The following is a 21,598-nucleotide window of genomic DNA, read 5'->3' on the forward strand; positions in this document are numbered from 1 at the left end:
TAAGGAGTATTGGGGTGTCGAGTACCGAAGACGAACATGTGGCGGAATTGAAGGAATGGTGGTCACGCAACGGTAAGCCCCTGGTCACTGGTGGCCTGTTGGCGCTGGTCATCGTGTTCGGCTGGCAGGCGTTCCACAAGTATCAGAGCAATCAGTCGCAAGGCGCCTCGATGCTCTATCAGCAATTGCTCGAAACCACGCTGACGCCTGACGGCAAGCCTGATGCGGCCCGTGTCTCGGACCTGGCCGGCAAGCTCAACAGCGAGTTCGGCGGCAGCGCCTACGCGCAGTACGGCAGCCTGTTCGTGGCCAAGGTGGCGGTCGACAGCGGCAAGCTGGACGACGCAGCCAGCGAGCTCAAAGCCATTGTCGCCAAACCGGCCAACCCGGCGCTGGGCGAAATCGCCCGTCAGCGTCTGGCCCAGGTACTCGGCGCGCAGAACAAGGCCGACGAAGCACTGAAGCTGCTCGAAGGCGATACCGACAAGGCATTCCTGGCCACTCGCGAAGAGCTCAAGGGTGACCTGCTGGTGCAGTTGGGTCGTACCGACGAGGCGAGCGCGGCGTATCAAAAAGCCAAGGCGGCACTGTCGGATGAAGCGGCGGTCGGTGGCCTGCAAATCAAGCTGGACGACCTGGCCAAAGGAGATGCGTGACGTGATTCGTTGGAAACATGCAGCATTGCTGGCTCTGGCCTTGTTGGCCTCGGGTTGCAGCAGCAATAGCAAAAAAGAACTGCCTCCGGCCGAACTGGTCGACTTCAAGGAAGAAGTGGTTCTGCACAAGCAGTGGAGTCGTTCGATCGGTGACGGTCAGGGCGAAACCTACAACATGCTGGTTCCGGCCATCGATGGCGATACCATCTATGCCGCCGACACTACTGGCGTGTTGATGGCGATGGATCGCAACACCGGCGACGTCAAATGGAAGAAAGATCTCGAACTGCCTGTCTCCGGTGCCGTTGGCGTAGGTTACGGTCTGGTTACCATCGGTACGCTCAAGGGTGAAATCGTTGCCCTGGACGCGATCAACGGTGAAGAGAAATGGCGCGCTCGCGTGTCCAGCGAAGTACTGGCACCGCCAGCCAACAACGGTGACGTTGTGGTGGTTCAGACCCAGGACGATCGTCTGATCGGCCTGGATGCCTCCACCGGTAACCGTCGCTGGATCTATGACAGCACGCCTGCGGTACTGACCCTGCGTGGCACCAGTGCGCCGATCGTGACCAACCGCCTCGCGGTGGCTGGCCTGTCGACCGGTAAAGTGGTTGCCGTGAACATCTCCAACGGCGTACCGGTGTGGGAACAGCGCGTAGCGATCCCGCAAGGTCGTTCGGAGCTGGAACGCGTGGTCGATATCGACGGTGGCTTGCTGCTGTCGGGCGAGACGCTGTATGTCGCCAGCTATCAGGGGCGCGTTGCCGCTCTGGACCTGCAAAGCGGCCGTCAGCTCTGGCAGCGTGATGCTTCCAGCTATGCCGGTGTCGCCCAGGGTTTCGGTACCGTTTATGTGAGCCTGTCTTCGGGCACCGTTGAAGGCGTCGACGAGCGTTCCACCACAGCCCTGTGGAGCAACGACTCGCTGGCCCGCCGTCAACTGTCGGCTCCGGAAGTGTTCTCCAGCTACGTTGCAGTCGGTGACCTGGAAGGTTACCTGCACCTGCTGAGTCAGGTGGACGGTCGTTTCGTCGGTCGCGAGCGCATCGACAGCGACGGCCTACGTGCCCGTCCGCTGGTGATGGGTGACACGATTTATGTGTATGGCAACAGCGGCAAACTGGAAGCCCTGACCATTAAGTAAAGGTTTGACTATGCTTGGGGTTAACCCCCCCAGGCTGCTTCACTTGTAGGAGCGAGCTTGCTCGCGATGGACGTCAACGATTACGTTTGCTGTCTGAATAAACGCGGTGTTTTTGCGTTTTTCGCGAGCAAGCTCGCTCCTACAGTGATTGCCCCGAGCACCAGCCGCTGCCTCGCAGCGGCTTTTGTATTTTCTGAAATAACGAAGTGGAGAGCCGCATGGTTCCCGTAATCGCCCTGGTGGGCCGACCAAACGTCGGCAAGTCCACCTTGTTCAACCGCCTGACCAGGACTCGTGACGCCATCGTCGGCGACCTGTCCGGTCTGACCCGTGATCGCCAGTACGGTGAGGCCAAGTGGCAAGGGCGTTCCTACATTCTGATCGACACCGGCGGTATCTCCGGTGACGAGCATGGTATGGACGAAAAGATGGCCGAGCAGTCGCTGCTGGCCATCGAAGAAGCAGATGTCGTTCTGTTCCTGGTAGATGCCAAGGCCGGTTTCACCGCCGCCGACCAGATGATCGCCGAGCATTTGCGCAAACGTAACAAGCGTTCCTTTGTGGTTGCCAACAAGGTCGACAACATCGACCCTGAAATGGCCCGCGCCGAATTCGCTCCGTTGGGCATGGGCCATGCGATTCCGATCGCCGGTGCCCACGGTCGTGGCATCACCCAGATGCTGGAAATCGCCCTGAGTGACTTCCCGAAAGACGACGACGAGCTGGAAGAAGGCGAGGAAGAAGATGTAGCCGAAGGCGAGGAAGCCAAGCGCATTCCTGGCCCAAGCGAAAAAGACGGGATCAAGATCGCGATCATCGGCCGGCCGAACGTCGGCAAGTCGACCCTGGTCAACCGCATGCTCGGGGAAGACCGGGTAATCGTCTACGACCAACCCGGCACCACCCGCGACAGTATCTACATCCCGTTCGAGCGTAACGACGAGAAGTACACGCTGATCGACACTGCCGGTGTGCGCAAGCGCGGCAAGATCCACGAAGAAGTCGAAAAGTTCTCCGTGGTCAAAACCCTGCAAGCGATCAAAGACGCCAACGTGGTGATCTTCGTGATGGACGCCCGCGAAGGCGTGGTGGACCACGACCTCAACCTGCTGGGCTTTGCCCTTGAGGCCGGTCGTGCATTGGTCATCGCGATCAACAAGTGGGACGGCATGACGCCGAGCGAGCGCGACTTCGTCAAGATCGAGTTGCAGCGTCGCCTGTTCTTCGTCGAGTTTGCCGATATTCACTTCATCTCGGCGCTGCACGGCACCGGCGTGGGCAACCTCTACGCGTCCGTACAGAACTCGTTCAAGTCTGCGGTTACCCGCTGGCCAACCAACCGTCTGACCCAGATTCTGGAAGATGCGGTTGGCGAGCACGCGCCACCGATGGTCAACAACCGCCGGATCAAGCTGCGTTATGCCCACCTCGGTGGCGCGAACCCGCCGATCATCGTGATCCACGGTAACCAGATCGAGAAGGTGCCGAAGTCCTACGTACGTTACCTGGAAAACACGTATCGCCGAGTGCTGAAGCTGGTCGGTACGCCGATCCGCATCGAGTTCAAGGGTGGCGAGAACCCGTACGAAGGCAACAAGAACACGCTCACCGACCGTCAGGTCAACAAGAAGCGTCGCTTGATGTCGCACCACAAGAAAGCCGACAAGAAGCGTCGCGACAAGCGCTGATTGCGGTTTTTCCTGTGGGAAGAAGAGGGCGCCGATGGCGCCCTTTTTCATGCCTGCCGTTTGGGCTATCCTCGGACTCCCCCGCGCCGCCGTAGAGCCGGGTGTAGAGCAGGGAACCACCGATGATTACCAGCAAGCTGCCGAATGTCGGCATCACTATCTTCACTCAGATGTCTCAGCTCGCGGCTCAGACCGGCGCGCTCAATTTGTCCCAGGGCTTCCCCGATTTCGATGCCCCGCAGGCCCTGTGCGATGCGGTCGGTCGGCACATCGCCAGTGGCCATAACCAGTATTCGCCAATGACCGGTCTACCCGCCTTGCGTCAGCAGATTGCGGCAAAGATCGCCCGCAGTTACGGCGTCCATGTCGATGCCGACCATGAAGTAACCGTCACGCCGGGTGCTACCCAGGCGATTTTCTGTGCCATTCAGGCGGTTATCCACAGCGGTGACGAAGTCATCGTGTTTGACCCGGCGTACGACAGTTACGAACCTTCGGTGGAGCTGGCCGGCGGTCGTTGCGTGCATGTGCAACTGGGCCTCGACGATTTCAGCATCGACTTCCAGAAGCTCGCCGATGCGTTGAGCCCGCGCACGCGGATGATCATCCTCAACACCCCGCACAACCCCAGTGGCGCATTGATCAGCCGTGCCGAACTCGACCAGTTGGCAGACTTGATCCGCAATCGCGACATCTATGTGATCAGCGACGAAGTCTATGAGCACCTGGTGTACGACGGCGTGCCCCACGTCAGCGTGCTGGCCCATGAGGAGCTGTATCAGCGTGCCTTCGTGGTCAGTTCGTTCGGCAAGACCTACCACGTCACCGGCTGGAAAACCGGCTATGTGGTCGCGCCACCGGCCCTGACGGCGGAATTGCGCAAGGTGCACCAATACGTCAGTTTCTGCGGCGTGACCCCGCTGCAATACGCCCTGGCCGATTACATGGCCGAGCATCCTGAACACGTCGAGGAGTTGCCGGATTTCTATCAGGCCAAGCGCGACTTGTTCTGCGATCTGCTGACGCCGTCGCGTTTCAGTTTCACCCGGGTGACCGGCACCTATTTCCAGTTGGTCGATTACTCGCAGATCCGCCCGGACCTCAATGACGTCGAGATGGCCCTGTGGATGACCCGCGAGCATGGCGTGGCCAGTATCCCGATCTCGGTGTTCTACCAGACGCCACCGGTTGGCCAGCGTCTGGTGCGGCTGTGCTTTGCCAAGCGTGAGGAGACCCTGCGTGAAGCAGCGGAAAAACTATGCGTGATCTGAGTGCATTGCCGAAACTGACCATTGCACTGATCCAGACGTCCCTGGCCTGGCACGACCGCCAGGCCAACCTCGAGCATTTCGAGCCATTGCTGGAACAGGCCCGCGGCGCCGACCTGATCATCTTGCCGGAAATGTTCACCACCGGTTTTTCCATGGAGTCCGAGACCCTCGCGGAAGCGGAAAACGGGCCGACCAGCAAATGGCTGCGGGCTCAGGCTTTGAGGCTCGATGCGGTGATCACCGGCAGCGTCATCGTCCAGGCCGCCGACGGCAGTCATCGCAATCGTCTGCTGTGGGCACGCCCGGATGGCGAGGTGCTGCATTACGACAAGCGTCACCTGTTCCGCATGGCCGGTGAGCATAACCACTACACCCCCGGCGAGCGTCAGGTGCAGTTCGAGCTCAAGGGCTGGCGAGTGCGACCGCTGATTTGCTACGACCTGCGCTTTCCGGTGTGGAGCCGCGATGCCCAGGACACTGATTTGCTGTTGTACACCGCCAACTGGCCAGGTGCGCGGCGCCAGCACTGGAACCGCTTGCTGCCGGCGCGGGCGATCGAGAACCTGTGCTATGTGGCGGCGGTCAATCGCATCGGGACTGATGGCAAGGGCTTTGCCTATACCGGTGACAGCCAGGTGCTGGATTTCCAGGGCGAGACGTTGCTCAGTGCGGGGGAGGCTGACGGGGTGTTCAAGGTGGTGCTGGATGCGGCAGAGCTGGCGGCGTATCGGCAGCGGTTTCCGGCGAATCTGGATGCGGATACTTTCGAATTCACCTGAGATTTTCTCTGCCTGAAGGGGTCATAACAGGCAACACAAAAACAGGCAGGCAAATAAAAAGGCCCCAAGGTTCGCACCTTGAGGCCTTTTGCATTTCAGCGATGGTTACGCCGCTTTCGCTTCCGGCTGGCTCAGCGAACGGTTCAGTGCGCTGAACAGGGCCTTGAAGCTGGCGGTGGTGATGTTTTCATCGATGCCGACGCCATGCACCGCACGTTCGCCGTTCACACGCAGTTCAATGTAGGCCGCAGCCTTGGCATTGGTGCCCGCGCCGATGGCGTGCTCGTTGTAGTCCATGATTTCCACCGGTACCGGCAGGCCGGCCACCAGCGCTTCCAGGGCGCCGTTGCCCTTGCCGCGCCAGTGCAGGTTGGTTTCGCCCTGGCCTTGGCTGGCCACTTCCACTTCAACGGCGCTGTGACCGTTTTCTTCCTGCAGGCGATGGCTGACCAGCGCGTACGGGGTGTTGGCCTGCAAGTACTCGCTGTGCAGCAATGCGTGGATCTGCTGGGCGGTCATTTCCAGGCCGAGGCGGTCGGTTTCACGCTGCACGACCTGGCTGAACTCGATCTGCATGCGACGCGGCAGGCTGATGCCGTATTCCTGTTCCAGGAGGTAGGCGATGCCGCCCTTGCCCGATTGGCTGTTGACGCGGATGACCGCCTCGTAGCTGCGGCCGATGTCGGCCGGGTCGATCGGCAGGTACGGTACTTCCCACAATTCGTTTGGTTTCTGCTGGGCAAAGCCCTTGCGGATCGCATCCTGGTGCGAGCCGGAGAACGCGGTGTGCACCAGGTCGCCGACGTACGGGTGACGCGGGTGCACCTGGATCTGGTTGCACTCTTCGACGACTTTGCGCACGCCGTCGATGTCGGAGAAGTCCAGCTCAGGATGCACGCCCTGGGTGTAGAGGTTCAGGGCCACGGTCACGAGGTCGACGTTACCGGTACGCTCGCCGTTGCCGAACAGGCAGCCTTCGACACGGTCGGCGCCAGCCATCAGGCCCAGTTCGGTGGCGGCAACGCCCGTGCCACGGTCGTTGTGGGTGTGCAGGCTGATGATCACGCTGTCACGACGGTTGATGTGACGGCCGAACCATTCGATCTGGTCGGCATAGATGTTCGGGGTCGCGCATTCCACCGTGGCCGGCAGGTTGAGGATCATCTTGTGCTCGGGCGTCGGGTTCCAGACTTCGATCACCGCGTCGCAGACTTCCTTGGCGAACTCAAGCTCAGTGGCGCTGAAGGTTTCTGGCGAGTATTCGAAGGTCCACTCGGTGTCCGGCTGCATGGCCGCGTATTTGACGAACAGTTTGGCGGCGTTCACGGCGATGGCCTTGACCCCGTCCTTGTCCTGGTTGAAGACAATGCGGCGGAAGGAAGGGGAGGTTGCGTTGTACAGGTGAACGATGGCTTTCTTCGCGCCGCGCAGGGATTCGAAGGTGCGCTCGATCAGGTCTTCACGGCCCTGGGTCAGCACCTGGATGGTGGTGTCGTCCGGGATGTGGTTGCCTTCGATCAGGGTGCGAACGAAGTCGAAGTCGGTTTGCGAGGCGGCCGGGAACGACGCTTCGATTTCCTTCACGCCGACCTGTACCAGGGTTTTCCAGAAGCGCAGCTTCTTGACGGCGTCCATCGGCTCGATCAGCGACTGGTTGCCGTCACGCAGGTCGGAACTGCACCAGATCGGCGCGGCGGTGATGGTTTTCGACGGCCAGGTGCGGTCCGGAATGTCGATGGTCGGGAACGCGCGGTATTTCGAAGACGGGTCTTTGAGCATGCTCATCAGGAAATCCTTATTGTGTGGGCCGAAAAAAGGCGGCCTGCCGGTGGATCAAAAGTTCTTGGAGTAACGCTTGGGACGAGGCACCACGATTCAGCCCGGCAGTCGTGCACTGACGAGGCACAGGCTGCGGTGTTGGCGGAGCTGAATGAGGGTGTGAGAGGTTTTCATGCCTTCAACCCTAACCTTGGGGGGGAAAGATGGCAAGCAGTCGAAAAAAATTGAGAGGAATACTCGTGAGCGGGTATTTATCGAGATTTTATTGCTTCAAATGGTTTCGATCATCTTGTTGGTTGCGCGAGGTTTGAGCGGTGCGCAATTGGTGAGGTGACACTGCCGGACTGCTTTCGGTGTCTGTGATATTGCCATCGCGAGCAGGCTCGCTCCCACATTGGATCGACGTGAATACGGAAAATGTGGGAGCGAGCCTGCTCGCGATGAGGCCAGAGGCCCTATTTGAGGATCAGGGCTGAAACGCACCAATGAAGATAGCCGGATCGACCCGTGCATCGTTCAGGCTGACGTTCCAGTGCATGTGCGGCCCGGTCGCGCGGCCGGTCGCGCCGACTTTGCCGACCACGTCACCACGGGCCAGTGGCTGCCCCACCTTCACGTCGATTTTCGACATGTGGCAGAACATGCTGATAAAGCCCTGGCCGTGGTCGACGAATACCGTGTTGCCATTGAAGAAGTAGTTACCGATCAGGATCACCTTGCCGGCGGCCGGGGTCTTGATTGGCGTACCGCCGGGTACAGCGAAGTCCAGGCCTGAGTGGGGGTTGCGCTCTTCACCATTGAAAAAGCGCCGCACGCCGAACTTGCTCGACAGCGGCCCGTTCACCGGTTTGTCCAGCAGTAGGTTGCTCGGGGTGTTGGGGCTGTACGTGCGGTAGGCAGTAATCTGCTCGGCTAGTTCACGCTCGATGCGCTTGAGATTTTCCGGGTCCGGATTGACCTGTTGGGTGTTTTTCAGGGTGATGCGCTGTTCCGGGTATTTCTTGTCGCCAACCGTAAAACTCAGGTTACGTCCGCCGCTGCTGACCGATTGAGCCCCTGGCTTGACCGTCAGCGGCACGCCGACAATCGCCAGCCAGTTGTTCTGCTCCTTGACCACCAGCACCGGTTTGCCTTGATAAGTGGCTTTTGGCGCCTGGGCGGACGTGCCCAGGTCCACCACCGCAACACCGCCCGGCACCGGTTTGTTCAACAGGCGGGTGATGTAGCTGTCGGCGTGGGCGTTGAAGGTCAGGAGCAGTAACAGCAACGGAGCAAAGAAACGCGGCATGGATCAATCCAGTAAAGAAAGGGTGACAGGCGTCAGGTGATTGTCTTCGACCCGCACTTGCAGTTCACCTTCGCCCAGTTTGGCCTTCAGGCGCTGGCCGGTATGGGTTTGCGCGGCGTTGCGGATCGCGTTGCCGCGCTCGTCCAGCAAGATGCTGTAGCCACGGCCGAGGGTCGCCAGCGGGCTGACCACATGCAGCGTCTGCATCTGGCTGTGCAACTGCAGCCGACGGTTCTTCAGCCCTTCGCGGATCGCCCGCGGCAGGCGTTCGGCCAGGCTGTCGAGGCGCTGGCGAAGCATTGCCAGTTGCCGTCCCGGATGTTGTGCGGCCAAACGGGTTTCCAGGCGGATCAAGCGTTCGCGACGGGTGTTGAGGCTGCGCTCGAACGCGCGGCGCATGCGCATGTCCAGGTCATCCAGGCGTTGCGCTTGCTGGCGCAGGCGCTCGCCGGGATGGCGCAGGCGCCGGGAAATGCCTTCCAGGCGTAGGCGGTCGCGCATCAAGCGGTCGCGCATGCGCATCACCAGTCGTCGGTGCAGGCTTTCGACCCGACGCACCAGGTCGCTGGAGTCCGGTGCCAGCAATTCGGCGGCAGCGGAAGGGGTGGGTGCGCGCACGTCGGCCACGAAGTCGCTGATCGATACGTCGGTTTCATGGCCGACCGCACTGACAATCGGCGTCACGCAAGCGTCTACGGCGCGGGCCACGGCTTCTTCGTTGAAGCACCAGAGGTCTTCCAGTGAACCGCCGCCCCGGGCCAGGATCAGTGCGTCGAACCCGCGAGCATCTGCCAGTTTCAGGGCGCGGACAATCTGCGCTGTGGCTTCGCGGCCCTGTACGGCGGTAGGGATCAGGGTCAACTGCACCTGCGGTGCGCGACGGCGGAACACGCTGATGATGTCGCGGATCACCGCCCCGGTGGGCGAACTGATGATGCCGATGCGTTGTGGGTGCGCCGGCAGCGGCACTTTGCGTTCGGCACTGAACAGCCCTTCGGCGCTGAGCTTTTCCTTGAGTGCATCGAAGGCCAGGCGCAAGGCGCCGTCGCCGGCCGGCTCCACGGTGTCGAGGATCAGTTGATAATCACCGCGCCCCTCGAACAGCGAGACCTTGCCACGGACCTTGACCGCCAGGCCGTCCTTCAAGGCCTGGCGAACCCGTGCCGCGTTTTGTCGGAACAGCGCGCAACGCACCTGGGCGCCGCTGTCCTTGAGGGTGAAATACACGTGGCCGGAAGCCGGGCGGGCGAGGTTGGAGATTTCGCCTTCGACCCAGATGTTGCTGAACACGTCTTCGAGCAACACCCGCGCGCGGCCATTGAGCTGGCTGACAGTCAGGACTTCGCGGTCCAGGCCGAGTCTTGCAAAGGGATCTTTAATCATGGGGCGCAGTTTAAAGGCATTTGCCCGGCAATCTCCATGGCTCAACATAAATCCCTTGTGGAACCGCTTGATGTGGGAGCGGGCTTGCTCGCGAAGACGGTGTGTCAGCCACATTGGTCTGGGGTGTTAGTCCGCTTTCGCGAGCAAGCCCGGTCCCACAAAGGTAGAGTCACCGGCGGGTAATCACGGAAGATATGTGGATGAATGCGTTTGAACTGTTGAACCAGTGGCCCTTCGGCCCGCTGGACTGGCTGGTAATCGGTGCGGGCATCGCCCTGGCCTACATCGTGTTCGGCATCGCCGGTTTTGGCACCGCGCTGGTGGCGGGGCCGATTCTGATTCTGTTCATGCCGCTGTCGAAAATCGTCCCGCTGCTTGTGCTGCTGGATTTTGTTGCGGCGTTCGGCAACTTGTTGCCCTCGCGGCGTGATGTGGCGAAACCGGAACTGCTGCGCTTGCTGCCGTGCATGGCGGTGGGCTGCACCCTGGGCGTGATTTTCCTGCTGAACCTCAAGTCCGACCTGTTGCTGCTGTTGATGGGGCTGTTTATCAGCGCCTATGCAATTTACAGCCTGTGGATCAAGACCCGGCCGACGCAACTGTCCGCCGCATGGGCGCTGCCGATGGGGACGGTGGGCGGAATGTTTGGCGCGTTGTTTGGCAGCGGCGGCTTTCTCTATGCGATCTATTTGAACAGCCGGTTGCCCAAGGAGGCGGCGCGGGCCACCCAGAGTGCGCTGATCAGTTGCAGTACGGTGGTGCGTCTGAGCCTGTTTGCAATCGCCGGTGTGTATGCCGATTTACCGCTGCTGGTGCTGGCGGTTTGTCTGTTGCCGGCGATGGTGCTGGGGCTGTGGTTCGGTCGACGGCTGACCATGAGGTTGTCCCGCGAGGCGTTCGTGCGCCTGGTGACGTGGCTGGTGCTGGCCAGTGGGATTGCGTTGATCGGGCGTTACTTGAGCGTCTGAATATTCAACCTGTGGTGGGGAGTTGGTGTCAGAGAGCTATTTTGTGGCGAGGGAGCTTGTCGGACCGCCGCACCGTCCCGTTCGGCTGCGCAGCAGACGCTTATTCATCCAGACCGGTTTCACTGACAGAAAGGCCAGGGCCGCTTCGCAGCCCAGCGGGAGCAAGCTCCCTCGCCACAGGCAAGCCACACTCCACAATTATTCAGTCGTTGTACTGGCTCAACAACCGCTCCAGCCGTGCACTGAGGCGGCGTTTGATTTCGGTCTCGATGTGCGGGGCGAAATCGTCGATCACGTCTTGCATGATCAACTGTGCGGCGGCGCGCAATTCGCTGTCCAGGTGCAGCAAGTCATCCGGGTTCTTGCTGGCGGCAGGCGCCGGCGTCGCCGTGGTGACGGGTTCAACGATGGAGGCAGGGGTTGTCGGTACGACGGGTGGCGAAGGCTCGCTCACGGCGTCGAACAACATCGGAATCTGTTCCTGATCACCTTCCTCGACCGTGTCGGTAAGCAGGGGCGGTTGCAGGTTGTCATCGCCGAGCAATTGGCGGATCGACTCAAGGTCGTCCAGCAGGTGCGCGGACTGTTGCAGCGGTTTTGGAGTGTCCATTGGCAGGCTCAGAGTCGCTGTAAACGGTGATCTTGCAGAGGATAGCCCTGTTCGCGGTAGAAACGGAAACTCTCCCGCGCGGCCGCTCTGATCGTCGGATCCTCCACCACCACTTCCGCCACTCTGGCGAACCTGTTGGCGAAGGCCGGGACTTTCAGGTCGAGATTGACCAGCAAATCCTGATGCTGACCGCAGTCTTCGCCCAACCCCAAGACAATCAAGCCGTCAGGTTCGCTGTCGGCAGGGCCGTGGGGCACGAAGCTTTCACCCTTGAACGCCCACAGCCGCGCATCGAGATCGTCACGCTGGGCCGCGTCGCTGCAATGTAGGTAGATGCGGTGGCCCATGCGCCAGGCTTTCTCGGTGAGCTTGCAGGCAAAGTCCAGGCGTGCCGAAGGATCGGCGCTGGGCAGGATATAGAAGTCGACTTTGGTCATTGCGGTTCCAGAGCGGCAAGCGGCGTCACCGGAAAGTGACGCCGCCGCCCATCAACGGTTTCAGGCTTTGGCGCGGTCTAGCAGGTATTGGGTCAGCAGGGGAACCGGACGGCCAGTGGCGCCCTTGTCCTTGCCGCCGCTGGTCCAGGCCGTGCCGGCGATGTCCAGGTGCGCCCAGTTCAGGTTCTTGGTGAAACGCGACAGGAAGCAGGCCGCGGTGATGGTGCCGGCTTTCGGGCCGCCAATGTTGGCGATGTCGGCGAACGGGCTGTCCAGCTGTTCCTGGTACTCATCGAACAGCGGCAGTTGCCAGGCGCGGTCGTCGGCAGCCTTGCCGGCGCTCAGCAGTTGGCCGATCAGTTCGTCATTGTTGCCCAGCAGGCCCGACGTGTGGGAACCCAGGGCGACCACGCACGCACCGGTCAGGGTCGCGATGTCGATGACCGCTTGCGGCTTGAAGCGCTCGGAGTAGGTCAGGGCGTCGCACAGCACCAGGCGGCCTTCGGCGTCGGTGTTGAGGATTTCCACGGTCTGGCCGCTCATGGTGGTGACGATGTCGCCAGGGCGCGAAGCATTGCCGCTCGGCATGTTCTCGGCGCAGGCCAGGATGCAGACCAGGTTGATCGGCAGCTTCAGTTCCAGTACGGCACGCAGGGTGCCGAACACGCTGGCGGCGCCGCCCATGTCGTACTTCATTTCATCCATGCCGGCGCCTGGCTTCAGGCTGATACCGCCGGTGTCGAAGGTGATGCCTTTGCCGACCAGTGCGTACGGCTTCTCGGATTTCTTGCCGCCGTTGTATTGCATGACGATCAGGCGCGGAGGCTGGGCGCTGCCCTGGCCGACGGCGTAGAACGAGCCCATGCCCAGGGCCTTGATCTTCTTCTCGTCGAGGACTTCGACTTTCAGGTCCTTGAATTCCTTGCCCAGGTCTTTCGCCTGCTCACCGAGGAAGGTCGGGTGGCAGATGTTCGGCGGCAGGTTACCCAGGTTGCGGGTGAAAGCCATGCCGTTGGCGATGGCGGTGGCGTGAGTCACGGCGCGTTGCACTTCAGCCTGGGCGGCCTTGATGGTCAGCAGGGTGATTTTCTTCAGGGCGCGGGGTTCGGCCTTCTGGCTCTTGAACTGGTCGAAGCTGTACTCGCCGTCCACCAGGGTTTCGGCCAGCAGGCGGGTCTTGCCGTAGCTGTCGCGGCCTTTGACGACCACTTCATCCAGGGCCAGCACAGCGTCGTTGCCGCCCAAACCTTTGAGGGTATTGAGGATGCCGGCGATGATTTTGCGGAACGGGCGGTCACCCAGTTCGTCGTCCTTGCCCACGCCCACCAGCAGCACACGCTCGGCCTTGAGGTTCGGCAGGCTGTGCAGCAACAGGCTCTGGCCAACCTTGCCGGCCAGGTCGCCGCGCTTGAGCACTGCGCTGATCGCGCCGCCGCTCAGTTCGTCGAGTTGTCTGGCAACAGCGCCGAGCTTGCGGCCTTCGCCGACGGAGACCACGAGAGTGGCGGTCTTCAACGTTTCGGGGTTGACGCTTTTTACAACCAGTTCCATGTCCGGGTCCCTGAATTGATGGTTATCACGCATGCGCCCGACACTTTATGTGCGTCGATTGCTTATAAACAGAAAGGCGCCAGGATCGACCGGCGACAAAGGCCGCAGTTTGAACCTCGCTACCGGCGGCTGACAACCCTCGGTTGTACGATTGTAGGAGCAGCCGGTCGACGCTCGATTGCTCGCGAAGAACCCGAGGCCACCGCGGGGTTTCAGGTTCTTCGCGTTATCGTTGGCGACCATCGCTAGCAAGCTGGCTCCTACACGTCCCCGGATGCATTGCGCAGTGACAGGCGCACCCAATCACAGGATAATGCGCCATCTTTTTTCGGCGGCTCTGCCTTGCGGGTTGTCCGATACGTTTGCTTGTTTGGCCGCCTTAGCCTGACAACCCTGGAGTGTCTGGTTTGATCGTCTTCCGTTATCTATCCCGCGAAGTCCTGTTGACCTTGAGCGCCGTCAGCGCCGTGCTGCTGGTCATCATCATGAGCGGTCGCTTCATCAAGTACCTCGCCCAGGCGGCCTCGGGCCTGCTGGATCCGGGGTCGCTGTTCCTGATCATGGGCTTTCGTATGCCGGGCTTCCTCCAGCTGATCCTGCCGCTGGGGCTGTTTCTCGGGATCCTGTTGTCCTACGGGCGCCTGTACCTCGAAAGTGAAATGACCGTACTCTCGGCCACCGGCATGAGCCAGCAACGGCTGGTTTGGATGACAATGTTTCCGGCTACCCTGGTTGCACTCGTCGTGGCGTGGCTGAGCCTGAGCCTGGCGCCACAAGGGGCCAACCAGTTTCAGTTGCTACTGAACAAGCAGGATGCCTTGACCGAATTCGATACCCTGGAGCCAGGGCGTTTCCAGGCCCTGCGAGACGGTACCCGGGTCACCTACACAGAGCGCATGACCGATGACCGCGTCAATCTGGGGGGCGTGTTCATCTCGCAAAAAAACATCAGTTCCAATAACAAGGATCGCGGAATTTCTGTCCTGGTAGCAGAAAAGGGGCGCCAGGAAATTCGCCCGGACGGCAACCGCTACCTGATCCTTGATAACGGCTATCGCTATGACGGTAATCCAGGGCAGGCCGACTACCGGGCGATCAAGTACGACGAGTACGGTGTGTTGCTGCCAAAACCGGACGTCAGCGACGAAGTCACCGATCGTGATGCGATGCCGACCAGTAAGTTGATCGGCAGTGAAGACATTCGCCTGCGCGCCGAGTTGCAATGGCGCATGTCACTGCCATTGCTGGTGTTCATCGTGACCTTGATGGCGGTGCCGCTGTCGCGGGTCAACCCGCGCCAGGGCCGGTTCCTCAAATTGCTGCCGGCGATTCTTCTTTATATGGCCTACCTGACCATTCTGATTGCCGCCCGCGGTGCCCTCGACAAGGGCAAGATCCCCGCGGTGCTGGGCTTGTGGTGGGTGCACGGAATTTTCCTGGCCATTGGCCTGGGCTTGCTTTACTGGGAGCCTCTGCGTTTGAAGAGGGCGAGTCGCCGCAGCGCGCTGGAGGTGGCCCGTGGTTAAGCTGGATCGCTACATTGGTAGCAGTGTGTTGATTGCGATTCTGGCGGTGCTCGGGATCATTCTTGGTCTGGCGACACTGTTTGCCTTCATCGACGAGATGAGTGAAGTCACCGATACCTACACCCTGGTCGATGTTCTGAGTTATGTGACGCTGACTGCGCCGCGCCGGATGTACGAAATGATGCCGATGGCCGCGCTGATCGGTTGCCTGATCGGTCTGGGCAGCCTGGCCAGCAACAGTGAGCTGACCATCATGCGCGCGGCCGGTGTGTCGATCGGCCGGATCGTCTGGGCGGTCATGAAACCGATGCTGGTATTGATGCTCGCCGGTGTGTTGGTCGGCGAGTACATCGCGCCGCCTGCCGAAACCACCGCACAGGCCAATCGCTCGCTGGCCCAGGGCAGCGGTGATGCACAAAGCGCCAAGCACGGCTTGTGGCACCGCCAGGGCGATGAATTCATTCACGTCAACTCGGTACAACCCAACGGCATCCTGTATGGCGTGACCCGTTATCGCTTCGACAACGAACGGCACATGCTGTCGGCGAGCTTCGCCAAGCGTGCCGAGTTCGACACCGATCACTGGCAGTTGACGGACGTCACGACCACGCTGTTCCACGAGCGCAGCACCGAAGTGGTTTCGACCCCGATCGAGCGTTGGGAAGTCGCATTGAGTCCGCAGTTGCTGAACACCGTGGTCATGGTGCCGGAGTCGCTGTCGATCAGCGGCCTGTGGGGTTACATCCACTATCTGGCAGACCAGGGGCTGAACAATGGCCGCTACTGGCTGGCATTTTGGGTCAAGGTGTTGCAGCCGTTGGTCACTGCCGCGTTGGTGTTGATGGCCATTTCCTTCATTTTCGGTCCATTGCGTTCGGTAACTCTCGGCCAGCGTGTATTCACCGGTGTGCTGGTGGGCTTCACCTTCCGTATCGTCCAGGATTTGCTGGGGCCTTCCAGCCTGGTATTCGGCTTCCCGCCGTTGCTTTCGGTGCTGCTGCCGGCGGGTATTTGTGCCTTGGCGGGGCTCTGGTTGTTGCGTCGAGCAGGTTGATGGCGGGCATTTTCCGACCGCTTTGACGATTTAGAACGCCCCGGTCGCAAGACCGGGGCGTTTTTGTAGGCACCGTCTGACCTGCGAACGTGACGCTTGCGCCGTGGATCAGGTACAATTCCCGGCTATTTTTCGGCGGGCCATGCCTGCAGCCTTTTTGAGTGTTGATCCGTGAGTGATTTGAGTCATATCCGCAATTTCTCCATCATCGCCCACATTGACCATGGCAAGTCGACGCTGGCCGATCGCTTCATCCAGATGTGTGGCGGCCTCGCCGAGCGCGAAATGGAAGCCCAGGTCCTGGACTCCATGGACCTCGAGCGTGAACGCGGGATCACCATCAAGGCGCACAGCGTTACCCTGTATTACAAGGCTCGCGACGGTATCAACTACCAGCTGAACTTCATTGATACCCCCGGCCACGTCGACTTCACCTATGAGGTGAGCCGTTCGCTGGCCGCCTGTGAAGGCGCGCTGCTGGTGGTCGATGCCGGTCAGGGCGTGGAAGCGCAGTCGGTTGCCAACTGCTACACGGCGATCGAGCAGGGCCTGGAAGTGATGCCGGTGCTGAACAAGATCGACCTGCCACAGGCCGATCCGGACCGCGTCAGGGAAGAAATCGAAAAAATCATCGGCATCGATGCCACCGACGCGGTCACTTGCTCTGCCAAGACCGGTCTGGGCGTCGACGAAGTGCTCGAGCGCCTGGTCGCCACCATTCCTGCACCAACCGGCAACTACGAAGATCCGCTGCAAGCGTTGATCATCGACTCCTGGTTCGACAACTACCTGGGCGTTGTTTCCTTGGTACGCGTGCGCCACGGTCGTGTGAAGAAGGGCGACAAGATCCTGGTCAAGTCCACCGGCAAGATCCACCTGGTGGACAGCGTCGGTGTATTCAACCCGAAGCACACCCCTACCGCTGACCTCAAGGCCGGTGAAGTGGGCTTCATCATCGCCAGCATCAAGGACATTCACGGTGCGCCAGTGGGCGACACCCTGACCTTGAGCTCGACGCCGGACGTTGATGTACTGCCAGGCTTCAAACGTATTCAACCGCAGGTTTACGCCGGTCTGTTCCCGGTCAGCTCCGACGACTTCGAAGACTTCCGCGAGGCGCTGCAAAAGCTCACCCTGAACGATTCGTCGCTGCAATACACACCGGAAAGCTCCGACGCACTGGGCTTCGGCTTCCGTTGCGGCTTCCTCGGCATGCTGCACATGGAAATCATCCAGGAGCGCCTGGAGCGCGAGTACAACCTGGACCTGATCACCACGGCGCCGACGGTAATCTTCGAACTGCTGCTCAAGACCGGCGAGACGATCTACGTCGATAACCCGTCGAAGCTGCCGGATCTGTCTGCCATCGAGGACATGCGCGAGCCGATCGTGCGCGCCAATATTCTTGTGCCGCAGGAGCACCTGGGCAACGTCATTACCCTGTGCATCGAAAAACGTGGTGTACAGGTCGACATGCTGTTCCTCGGTTCGCAGGTACAAGTGACCTACGACCTGCCGATGAACGAAGTGGTGCTGGACTTCTTCGACCGCCTGAAATCCACCAGCCGCGGCTATGCTTCGCTGGACTACCATTTCGATCGTTATCAATCGGCTAGTCTGGTGAAGCTGGACGTGCTGATCAACGGTGACAAGGTCGATGCCCTGGCGCTGATCGTGCACCGTGACAACTCGCACTACAAAGGTCGCCAGCTGACCGAGAAGATGAAGGAACTGATTCCGCGGCAGATGTTCGACGTGGCAATCCAGGCCGCCATTGGCGGGCAGATTGTGGCGCGGACAACCGTCAAGGCGCTCAGAAAGAACGTATTGGCCAAATGCTACGGTGGTGACGTCAGCCGTAAGAAAAAGCTGCTGGAAAAGCAAAAGGCCGGTAAGAAACGCATGAAGCAAGTCGGCAACGTGGAAATTCCACAGGAAGCCTTCCTTGCAGTGCTCAGGTTGGATAGTTAGGTCCTATGTCACTAAATTTCCCGCTGTTGCTGGTCATCGCCGTGTTCGTCTGCGGCCTGTTGGCGTTGCTCGATCTGTTGGTCCTGGCCCCGCGCCGGCGTGCCGCCATCGCCTCCTATCAGGGCAGCGTCAGCCAGCCTGACATGGTCGTGGTCGAGAAGCTGAACAAAGAGCCGCTGCTGGTTGAATACGGCAAGTCGTTCTTCCCGGTGTTGTTCATCGTGCTGGTGCTGCGTTCGTTCCTGGTGGAACCGTTCCAAATTCCTTCCGGTTCGATGAAGCCAACCCTGGATGTCGGCGACTTCATCCTGGTGAGCAAGTTTTCCTACGGGATCCGCTTGCCGGTGATCGACAAGAAAGTCATCGAAGTCGGTGATCCGCAGCGCGGCGATGTCATGGTGTTCCGCTACCCGAGCGATCCGAACGTCAACTACATCAAGCGTGTGGTTGGTTTACCGGGCGACACGGTTCGTTACACCGCCGACAAGCGTCTGTTCGTCAACGGTCAATCGATTGCCGAGCAACTGGTCGGCGCCGAGCCGGGCACGCTGGGCAGCGCTGAGCTCTACAAGGAAAAACTCGGTGCGGCCGAGCACATGATCCGCAAGGAAATGAGCCGCTACCGCGCAATGCCGGACCATTCGTGGACCGTGCCGGTCGGGCACTACTTCATGATGGGCGACAACCGCGATAACTCGAACGACAGTCGCTACTGGGATGATCCGAACATTCCCAAGGATCTGCTGGGCATGGTTCCCGACAAGAATATCGTCGGCAAGGCCTTCGCGGTCTGGATGAGCTGGCCGGAACCCAAACTCAGCCACCTGCCGAATTTCTCGCGGGTTGGCCTGATCAAGTAATCAAACACGGCGCTGTTGAACACAGCGCCGAATGCATTTCTGGAACCGGCAGATTCGGGGGCCAGAGGCATGAAAACAATGATATTCAGGACGTTATTTTTGAACACAGCGTTAATTGTCCCAAGCCTGCGCCGCCTCACGGCAATGGCGGTGGAATCCAGCCACGAACTCAGCGTGGGTAAACCGTGAGCGTCTCCTTAAGCCGTCTAGAGCGTCAGCTCGGCTACACCTTCAAGGATCAGGAACTGATGGTCCTGGCCCTGACTCACCGCAGTTTTGCCGGGCGTAACAACGAACGCCTGGAATTCCTCGGTGACGCCATTCTCAACTTCGTCGCCGGCGAGGCTCTGTTCGAGCGTTTCCCGCTGGCCCGCGAAGGCCAGTTGTCGCGTTTGCGCGCGCGTCTGGTGAAAGGTGAGACCCTGGCCGTACTGGCCCGTGGTTTCGATCTGGGCGAATACCTGCGCCTGGGCTCGGGCGAGCTGAAAAGCGGCGGTTTCCGTCGCGAGTCGATTCTGGCCGATGCCCTCGAAGCGTTGATCGGTGCTATCTACCTCGATGCCGGCATGGAAATGGCCCGCGAGCGTGTGCTCGCCTGGCTGGCCGGCGAGTTCGAAGGCCTGACACTGGTCGACACCAACAAAGATCCAAAGACCCGCCTGCAAGAGTTCCTGCAGTCCCGTGGTTGTGAGCTGCCGCGTTACGAAGTGGTGGATATCCAGGGTGAGCCGCATTGCCGGACGTTCTTCGTCGAATGCGAAATCATCTTACTGAATGAAAAAAGCCGAGGTCAGGGTGTGAGTCGTCGTATTGCCGAACAGGTAGCGGCCGCCGCAGCACTGATTGCCCTGGGTGTGGAGAATGGCAATGACTGATACAAACGCAACTCGCTGTGGCTATGTTGCCATCGTCGGCCGTCCGAACGTGGGCAAGTCCACGCTGCTGAACCACATCCTGGGTCAGAAGCTGGCGATCACCTCGCGCAAACCGCAAACCACCCGTCACAACATGCTCGGTATCAAGACCGAGGGCGATGTGCAGGCGATCTACGTCGACACCCCCGGTATGCACAAAGGTGGCGAGAAGGCCCTGAACCGCTACATGAACAAGACCGCTTCGGCGGCGTTGAAAGACGTCGACGTGGTGATCTTCGTGGTGGATCGCACCAAGTGGACCGAAGAGGACCAGATGGTTCTCGAGCGCGTCCAGTACGTGACCGGCCCGCTGATCGTGGCGTTGAACAAGACCGATCGCATCGAAGACAAAGCCGAGCTGATGCCGCACCTGAGCTGGTTGCAGGAGCAGTTGCCGAATGCACAGATCATCCCGATTTCCGCACAGCACGGGCACAACCTCGATGCACTGGAACGGGTGATTGCCGAGCACTTGCCGGAAAACGATCACTTCTTCCCGGAAGACCAGATCACCGACCGCAGCAGCCGTTTCCTCGCCGCCGAACTGGTGCGCGAGAAAATCATGCGCCAGATGGGCGCCGAGCTGCCGTACCAGATCACCGTTGAAATCGAAGAGTTCAAGCAGCAGGGCAAGACCCTGCACATCCATGCCTTGATCCTCGTCGAGCGCGATGGCCAGAAGAAAATCATCATTGGCGACAAGGGCGAGCGCATCAAGCGCATCGGCACCGAAGCGCGCAAGGACATGGAGCTGCTGTTCGACTCCAAGATCATGCTCAACCTGTGGGTCAAGGTTAAGGGTGGCTGGTCCGATGACGAGCGTGCGTTGCGTTCGTTGGGTTATGGCGACTTGTAATATTTCGCAAGGCCCCCTGTAGGAGCGAGCTTGCTCGCGATGGACTTGAAAGCGCCGTGTTCATTCAGAATGCCCGCGTTATCGTTACCCACCATCGCGAGCAAGCTCGCTCCTACAGTTCATTGAGAGTTCCATGTCCCAGCCCATCGCCCAGCCCGCCTACGTCCTCCACTCCCGCGCCTACCGTGAAAATAGTGCGCTGGTGGACTTCCTGACGCCGCAAGGCCGGCTGCGGGCGGTGTTGCGCAGTGCACGGGGCAAGGCCGGGACGCTGGCGCGGCCATTCGTGCCATTGGAAGTCGAGTTCCGGGGCAAGGGCGAGCTGAAGAATGTCGGGCGCATGGAAAGTGCCGGCATCTCCACCTGGCTCAACGGTGAGGCGCTGTTCAGTGGCCTTTACCTCAATGAACTGCTGATTCGCTTGTTGCCCGCTGAAGATCCGCTCCCCTCGGTGTTCGATCATTACGCCGCCACTTTGCTGGCATTGGCCGAAGGTCGCCCACTGGAGCCTTTGCTGCGCTCCTTCGAATGGCGCTTGCTTGATGACCTCGGCTACGGTTTTTCCCTGACAACTGATATTCATGATCAGCCCATCGCGCCGGACGGCCTCTACCGTTTGCAAGTGGATGCGGGGCTGGAGCGGGTCTATCTGCTGCAACCGGGCCTGTTCAACGGCACCGAACTGCTGGCCATGGCCGAAGCCGACTGGTCCGCCCCCGGCGCTCTGTCTGCCGCCAAGCGCTTGATGCGCCAGGCGTTGGCCGTTCACCTGGGCGGCCGTCCACTTGTCAGTCGCGAGCTGTTTCGCAAGCCCTGATCACACCGTATGCTGTGCACCGAACTTTCTCTTCTTCTGGAGCGCT

The 21,598-nt window shown here is 60.3% G+C and carries 19 protein-coding genes; 13 read left to right on the top strand and 6 right to left on the bottom strand.

The genetic code is table 11. The features are described from left to right. The first annotated feature begins 14 nt into the window (after positions 1-14). From AC3ITY_RS05000 to AC3ITY_RS05020, 5 genes are all read left to right on the top strand, one after another. Entirely contained in the window at positions 15-656 is a 642-nt protein-coding gene (locus AC3ITY_RS05000) for a tetratricopeptide repeat protein (RefSeq protein ID WP_489307933.1), read from the top strand. Then, on the top strand, positions 649-1,800 hold the full coding sequence (bamB, locus tag AC3ITY_RS05005) for an outer membrane protein assembly factor BamB (RefSeq protein ID WP_489307935.1): 1,152 nt from the start codon (positions 649-651) through the stop codon (positions 1,798-1,800). Before AC3ITY_RS05000 ends, bamB begins: the two co-directional genes overlap by 8 nt. Before the next feature lie 218 nt (positions 1,801-2,018). Next, entirely contained in the window at positions 2,019-3,488 is a 1,470-nt protein-coding gene (gene der / locus AC3ITY_RS05010; protein WP_489307936.1) for a ribosome biogenesis GTPase Der, read from the top strand. Between the two features lie 122 nt (positions 3,489-3,610). Beyond that, a complete protein-coding gene (locus AC3ITY_RS05015; RefSeq protein ID WP_489307937.1) occupies positions 3,611-4,759 on the top strand; it encodes a pyridoxal phosphate-dependent aminotransferase in 1,149 nt (382 codons plus the stop codon). Then, on the top strand, positions 4,747-5,538 hold the full coding sequence (locus tag AC3ITY_RS05020) for an amidohydrolase (RefSeq protein WP_489307939.1): 792 nt from the start codon (positions 4,747-4,749) through the stop codon (positions 5,536-5,538). Before AC3ITY_RS05015 ends, AC3ITY_RS05020 begins: the two co-directional genes overlap by 13 nt. A gap of 105 nt (positions 5,539-5,643) precedes the next feature. Here AC3ITY_RS05020 and leuA read toward each other — a convergent pair whose 3' ends face one another. The 3 genes from leuA to xseA all read right to left on the bottom strand — a co-directional run bounded on the left by leuA (position 5,644) and on the right by xseA (position 9,988). After that, positions 5,644-7,323 (bottom strand): 2-isopropylmalate synthase, encoded by a 1,680-nt coding sequence (gene leuA / locus AC3ITY_RS05025; protein ID WP_489307941.1) that lies wholly within the window; start codon positions 7,321-7,323, stop codon positions 5,644-5,646. A 460-nt stretch (positions 7,324-7,783) separates the two neighbouring features. Next, positions 7,784-8,605, bottom strand: a complete 822-nt coding sequence (locus tag AC3ITY_RS05030) for a peptidoglycan DD-metalloendopeptidase family protein (protein WP_489307942.1) — start codon at positions 8,603-8,605, stop codon at positions 7,784-7,786. 3 nt (positions 8,606-8,608) lie between these two features. Further along, complete coding sequence (gene xseA / locus AC3ITY_RS05035) at positions 8,609-9,988, bottom strand: exodeoxyribonuclease VII large subunit (RefSeq protein WP_008053235.1); 1,380 nt, start codon at positions 9,986-9,988, stop codon at positions 8,609-8,611. Between the two features lie 200 nt (positions 9,989-10,188). On the opposite strand from xseA, the gene AC3ITY_RS05040 reads away from it, so the two are divergent. After that, positions 10,189-10,956: a sulfite exporter TauE/SafE family protein gene (locus tag AC3ITY_RS05040; RefSeq protein ID WP_489307944.1), complete on the top strand. Its 768-nt coding sequence runs from the start codon at positions 10,189-10,191 to the stop codon at positions 10,954-10,956. 202 nt (positions 10,957-11,158) lie between these two features. Here the strand turns inward: AC3ITY_RS05040 and AC3ITY_RS05045 are convergent, their stop codons facing one another. The 3 genes from AC3ITY_RS05045 to AC3ITY_RS05055 are packed head-to-tail and all read right to left on the bottom strand — an operon-like array spanning position 11,159 to position 13,554. Then, entirely contained in the window at positions 11,159-11,566 is a 408-nt protein-coding gene (locus tag AC3ITY_RS05045; RefSeq protein WP_223458616.1) for a DNA polymerase III subunit chi, read from the bottom strand. Between the two features lie 8 nt (positions 11,567-11,574). Next, positions 11,575-12,003 carry a DNA polymerase III subunit chi gene (locus AC3ITY_RS05050; protein ID WP_489307946.1) on the bottom strand — a complete coding sequence of 143 codons (429 nt, stop codon included), beginning with the start codon at positions 12,001-12,003 and terminating at the stop codon, positions 11,575-11,577. 60 nt (positions 12,004-12,063) lie between these two features. Beyond that, positions 12,064-13,554, bottom strand: a complete 1,491-nt coding sequence (locus AC3ITY_RS05055; protein ID WP_489310780.1) for a leucyl aminopeptidase — start codon at positions 13,552-13,554, stop codon at positions 12,064-12,066. A 407-nt stretch (positions 13,555-13,961) separates the two neighbouring features. Between AC3ITY_RS05055 and lptF the strand changes: the two genes are divergently transcribed. The 7 genes from lptF to recO all read left to right on the top strand — a co-directional run bounded on the left by lptF (position 13,962) and on the right by recO (position 21,552). Next, the gene (lptF, locus tag AC3ITY_RS05060; RefSeq protein WP_489307948.1) at positions 13,962-15,080 is read left to right on the top strand and encodes an LPS export ABC transporter permease LptF; all 1,119 of its coding nucleotides are present in this window, start codon (positions 13,962-13,964) and stop codon (positions 15,078-15,080) included. Next, positions 15,073-16,134, top strand: a complete 1,062-nt coding sequence (gene lptG, locus AC3ITY_RS05065; protein ID WP_489307949.1) for an LPS export ABC transporter permease LptG — start codon at positions 15,073-15,075, stop codon at positions 16,132-16,134. The genes lptF and lptG overlap by 8 nt, the downstream gene beginning before the upstream one ends. Positions 16,135-16,305: 171 nt before the next feature. Next, entirely contained in the window at positions 16,306-18,105 is a 1,800-nt protein-coding gene (gene lepA, locus AC3ITY_RS05070; RefSeq protein WP_347910792.1) for a translation elongation factor 4, read from the top strand. A gap of 5 nt (positions 18,106-18,110) precedes the next feature. Continuing rightward, positions 18,111-18,965, top strand: coding sequence for a signal peptidase I (gene lepB / locus AC3ITY_RS05075; protein ID WP_489307951.1), 855 nt, complete (start codon positions 18,111-18,113; stop codon positions 18,963-18,965). A 185-nt stretch (positions 18,966-19,150) separates the two neighbouring features. Beyond that, positions 19,151-19,840 carry a ribonuclease III gene (gene rnc, locus AC3ITY_RS05080; protein ID WP_008053221.1) on the top strand — a complete coding sequence of 230 codons (690 nt, stop codon included), beginning with the start codon at positions 19,151-19,153 and terminating at the stop codon, positions 19,838-19,840. Continuing rightward, a complete protein-coding gene (era, locus tag AC3ITY_RS05085; protein ID WP_007973959.1) occupies positions 19,833-20,735 on the top strand; it encodes a GTPase Era in 903 nt (300 codons plus the stop codon). Before rnc ends, era begins: the two co-directional genes overlap by 8 nt. A gap of 133 nt (positions 20,736-20,868) precedes the next feature. Then, positions 20,869-21,552: a DNA repair protein RecO gene (gene recO, locus AC3ITY_RS05090; RefSeq protein ID WP_489307952.1), complete on the top strand. Its 684-nt coding sequence runs from the start codon at positions 20,869-20,871 to the stop codon at positions 21,550-21,552. Positions 21,553-21,598: the final 46 nt, after the last annotated feature.

The sequence above is a fragment of the Pseudomonas sp. GL_091 genome, assembly GCF_057837725.1.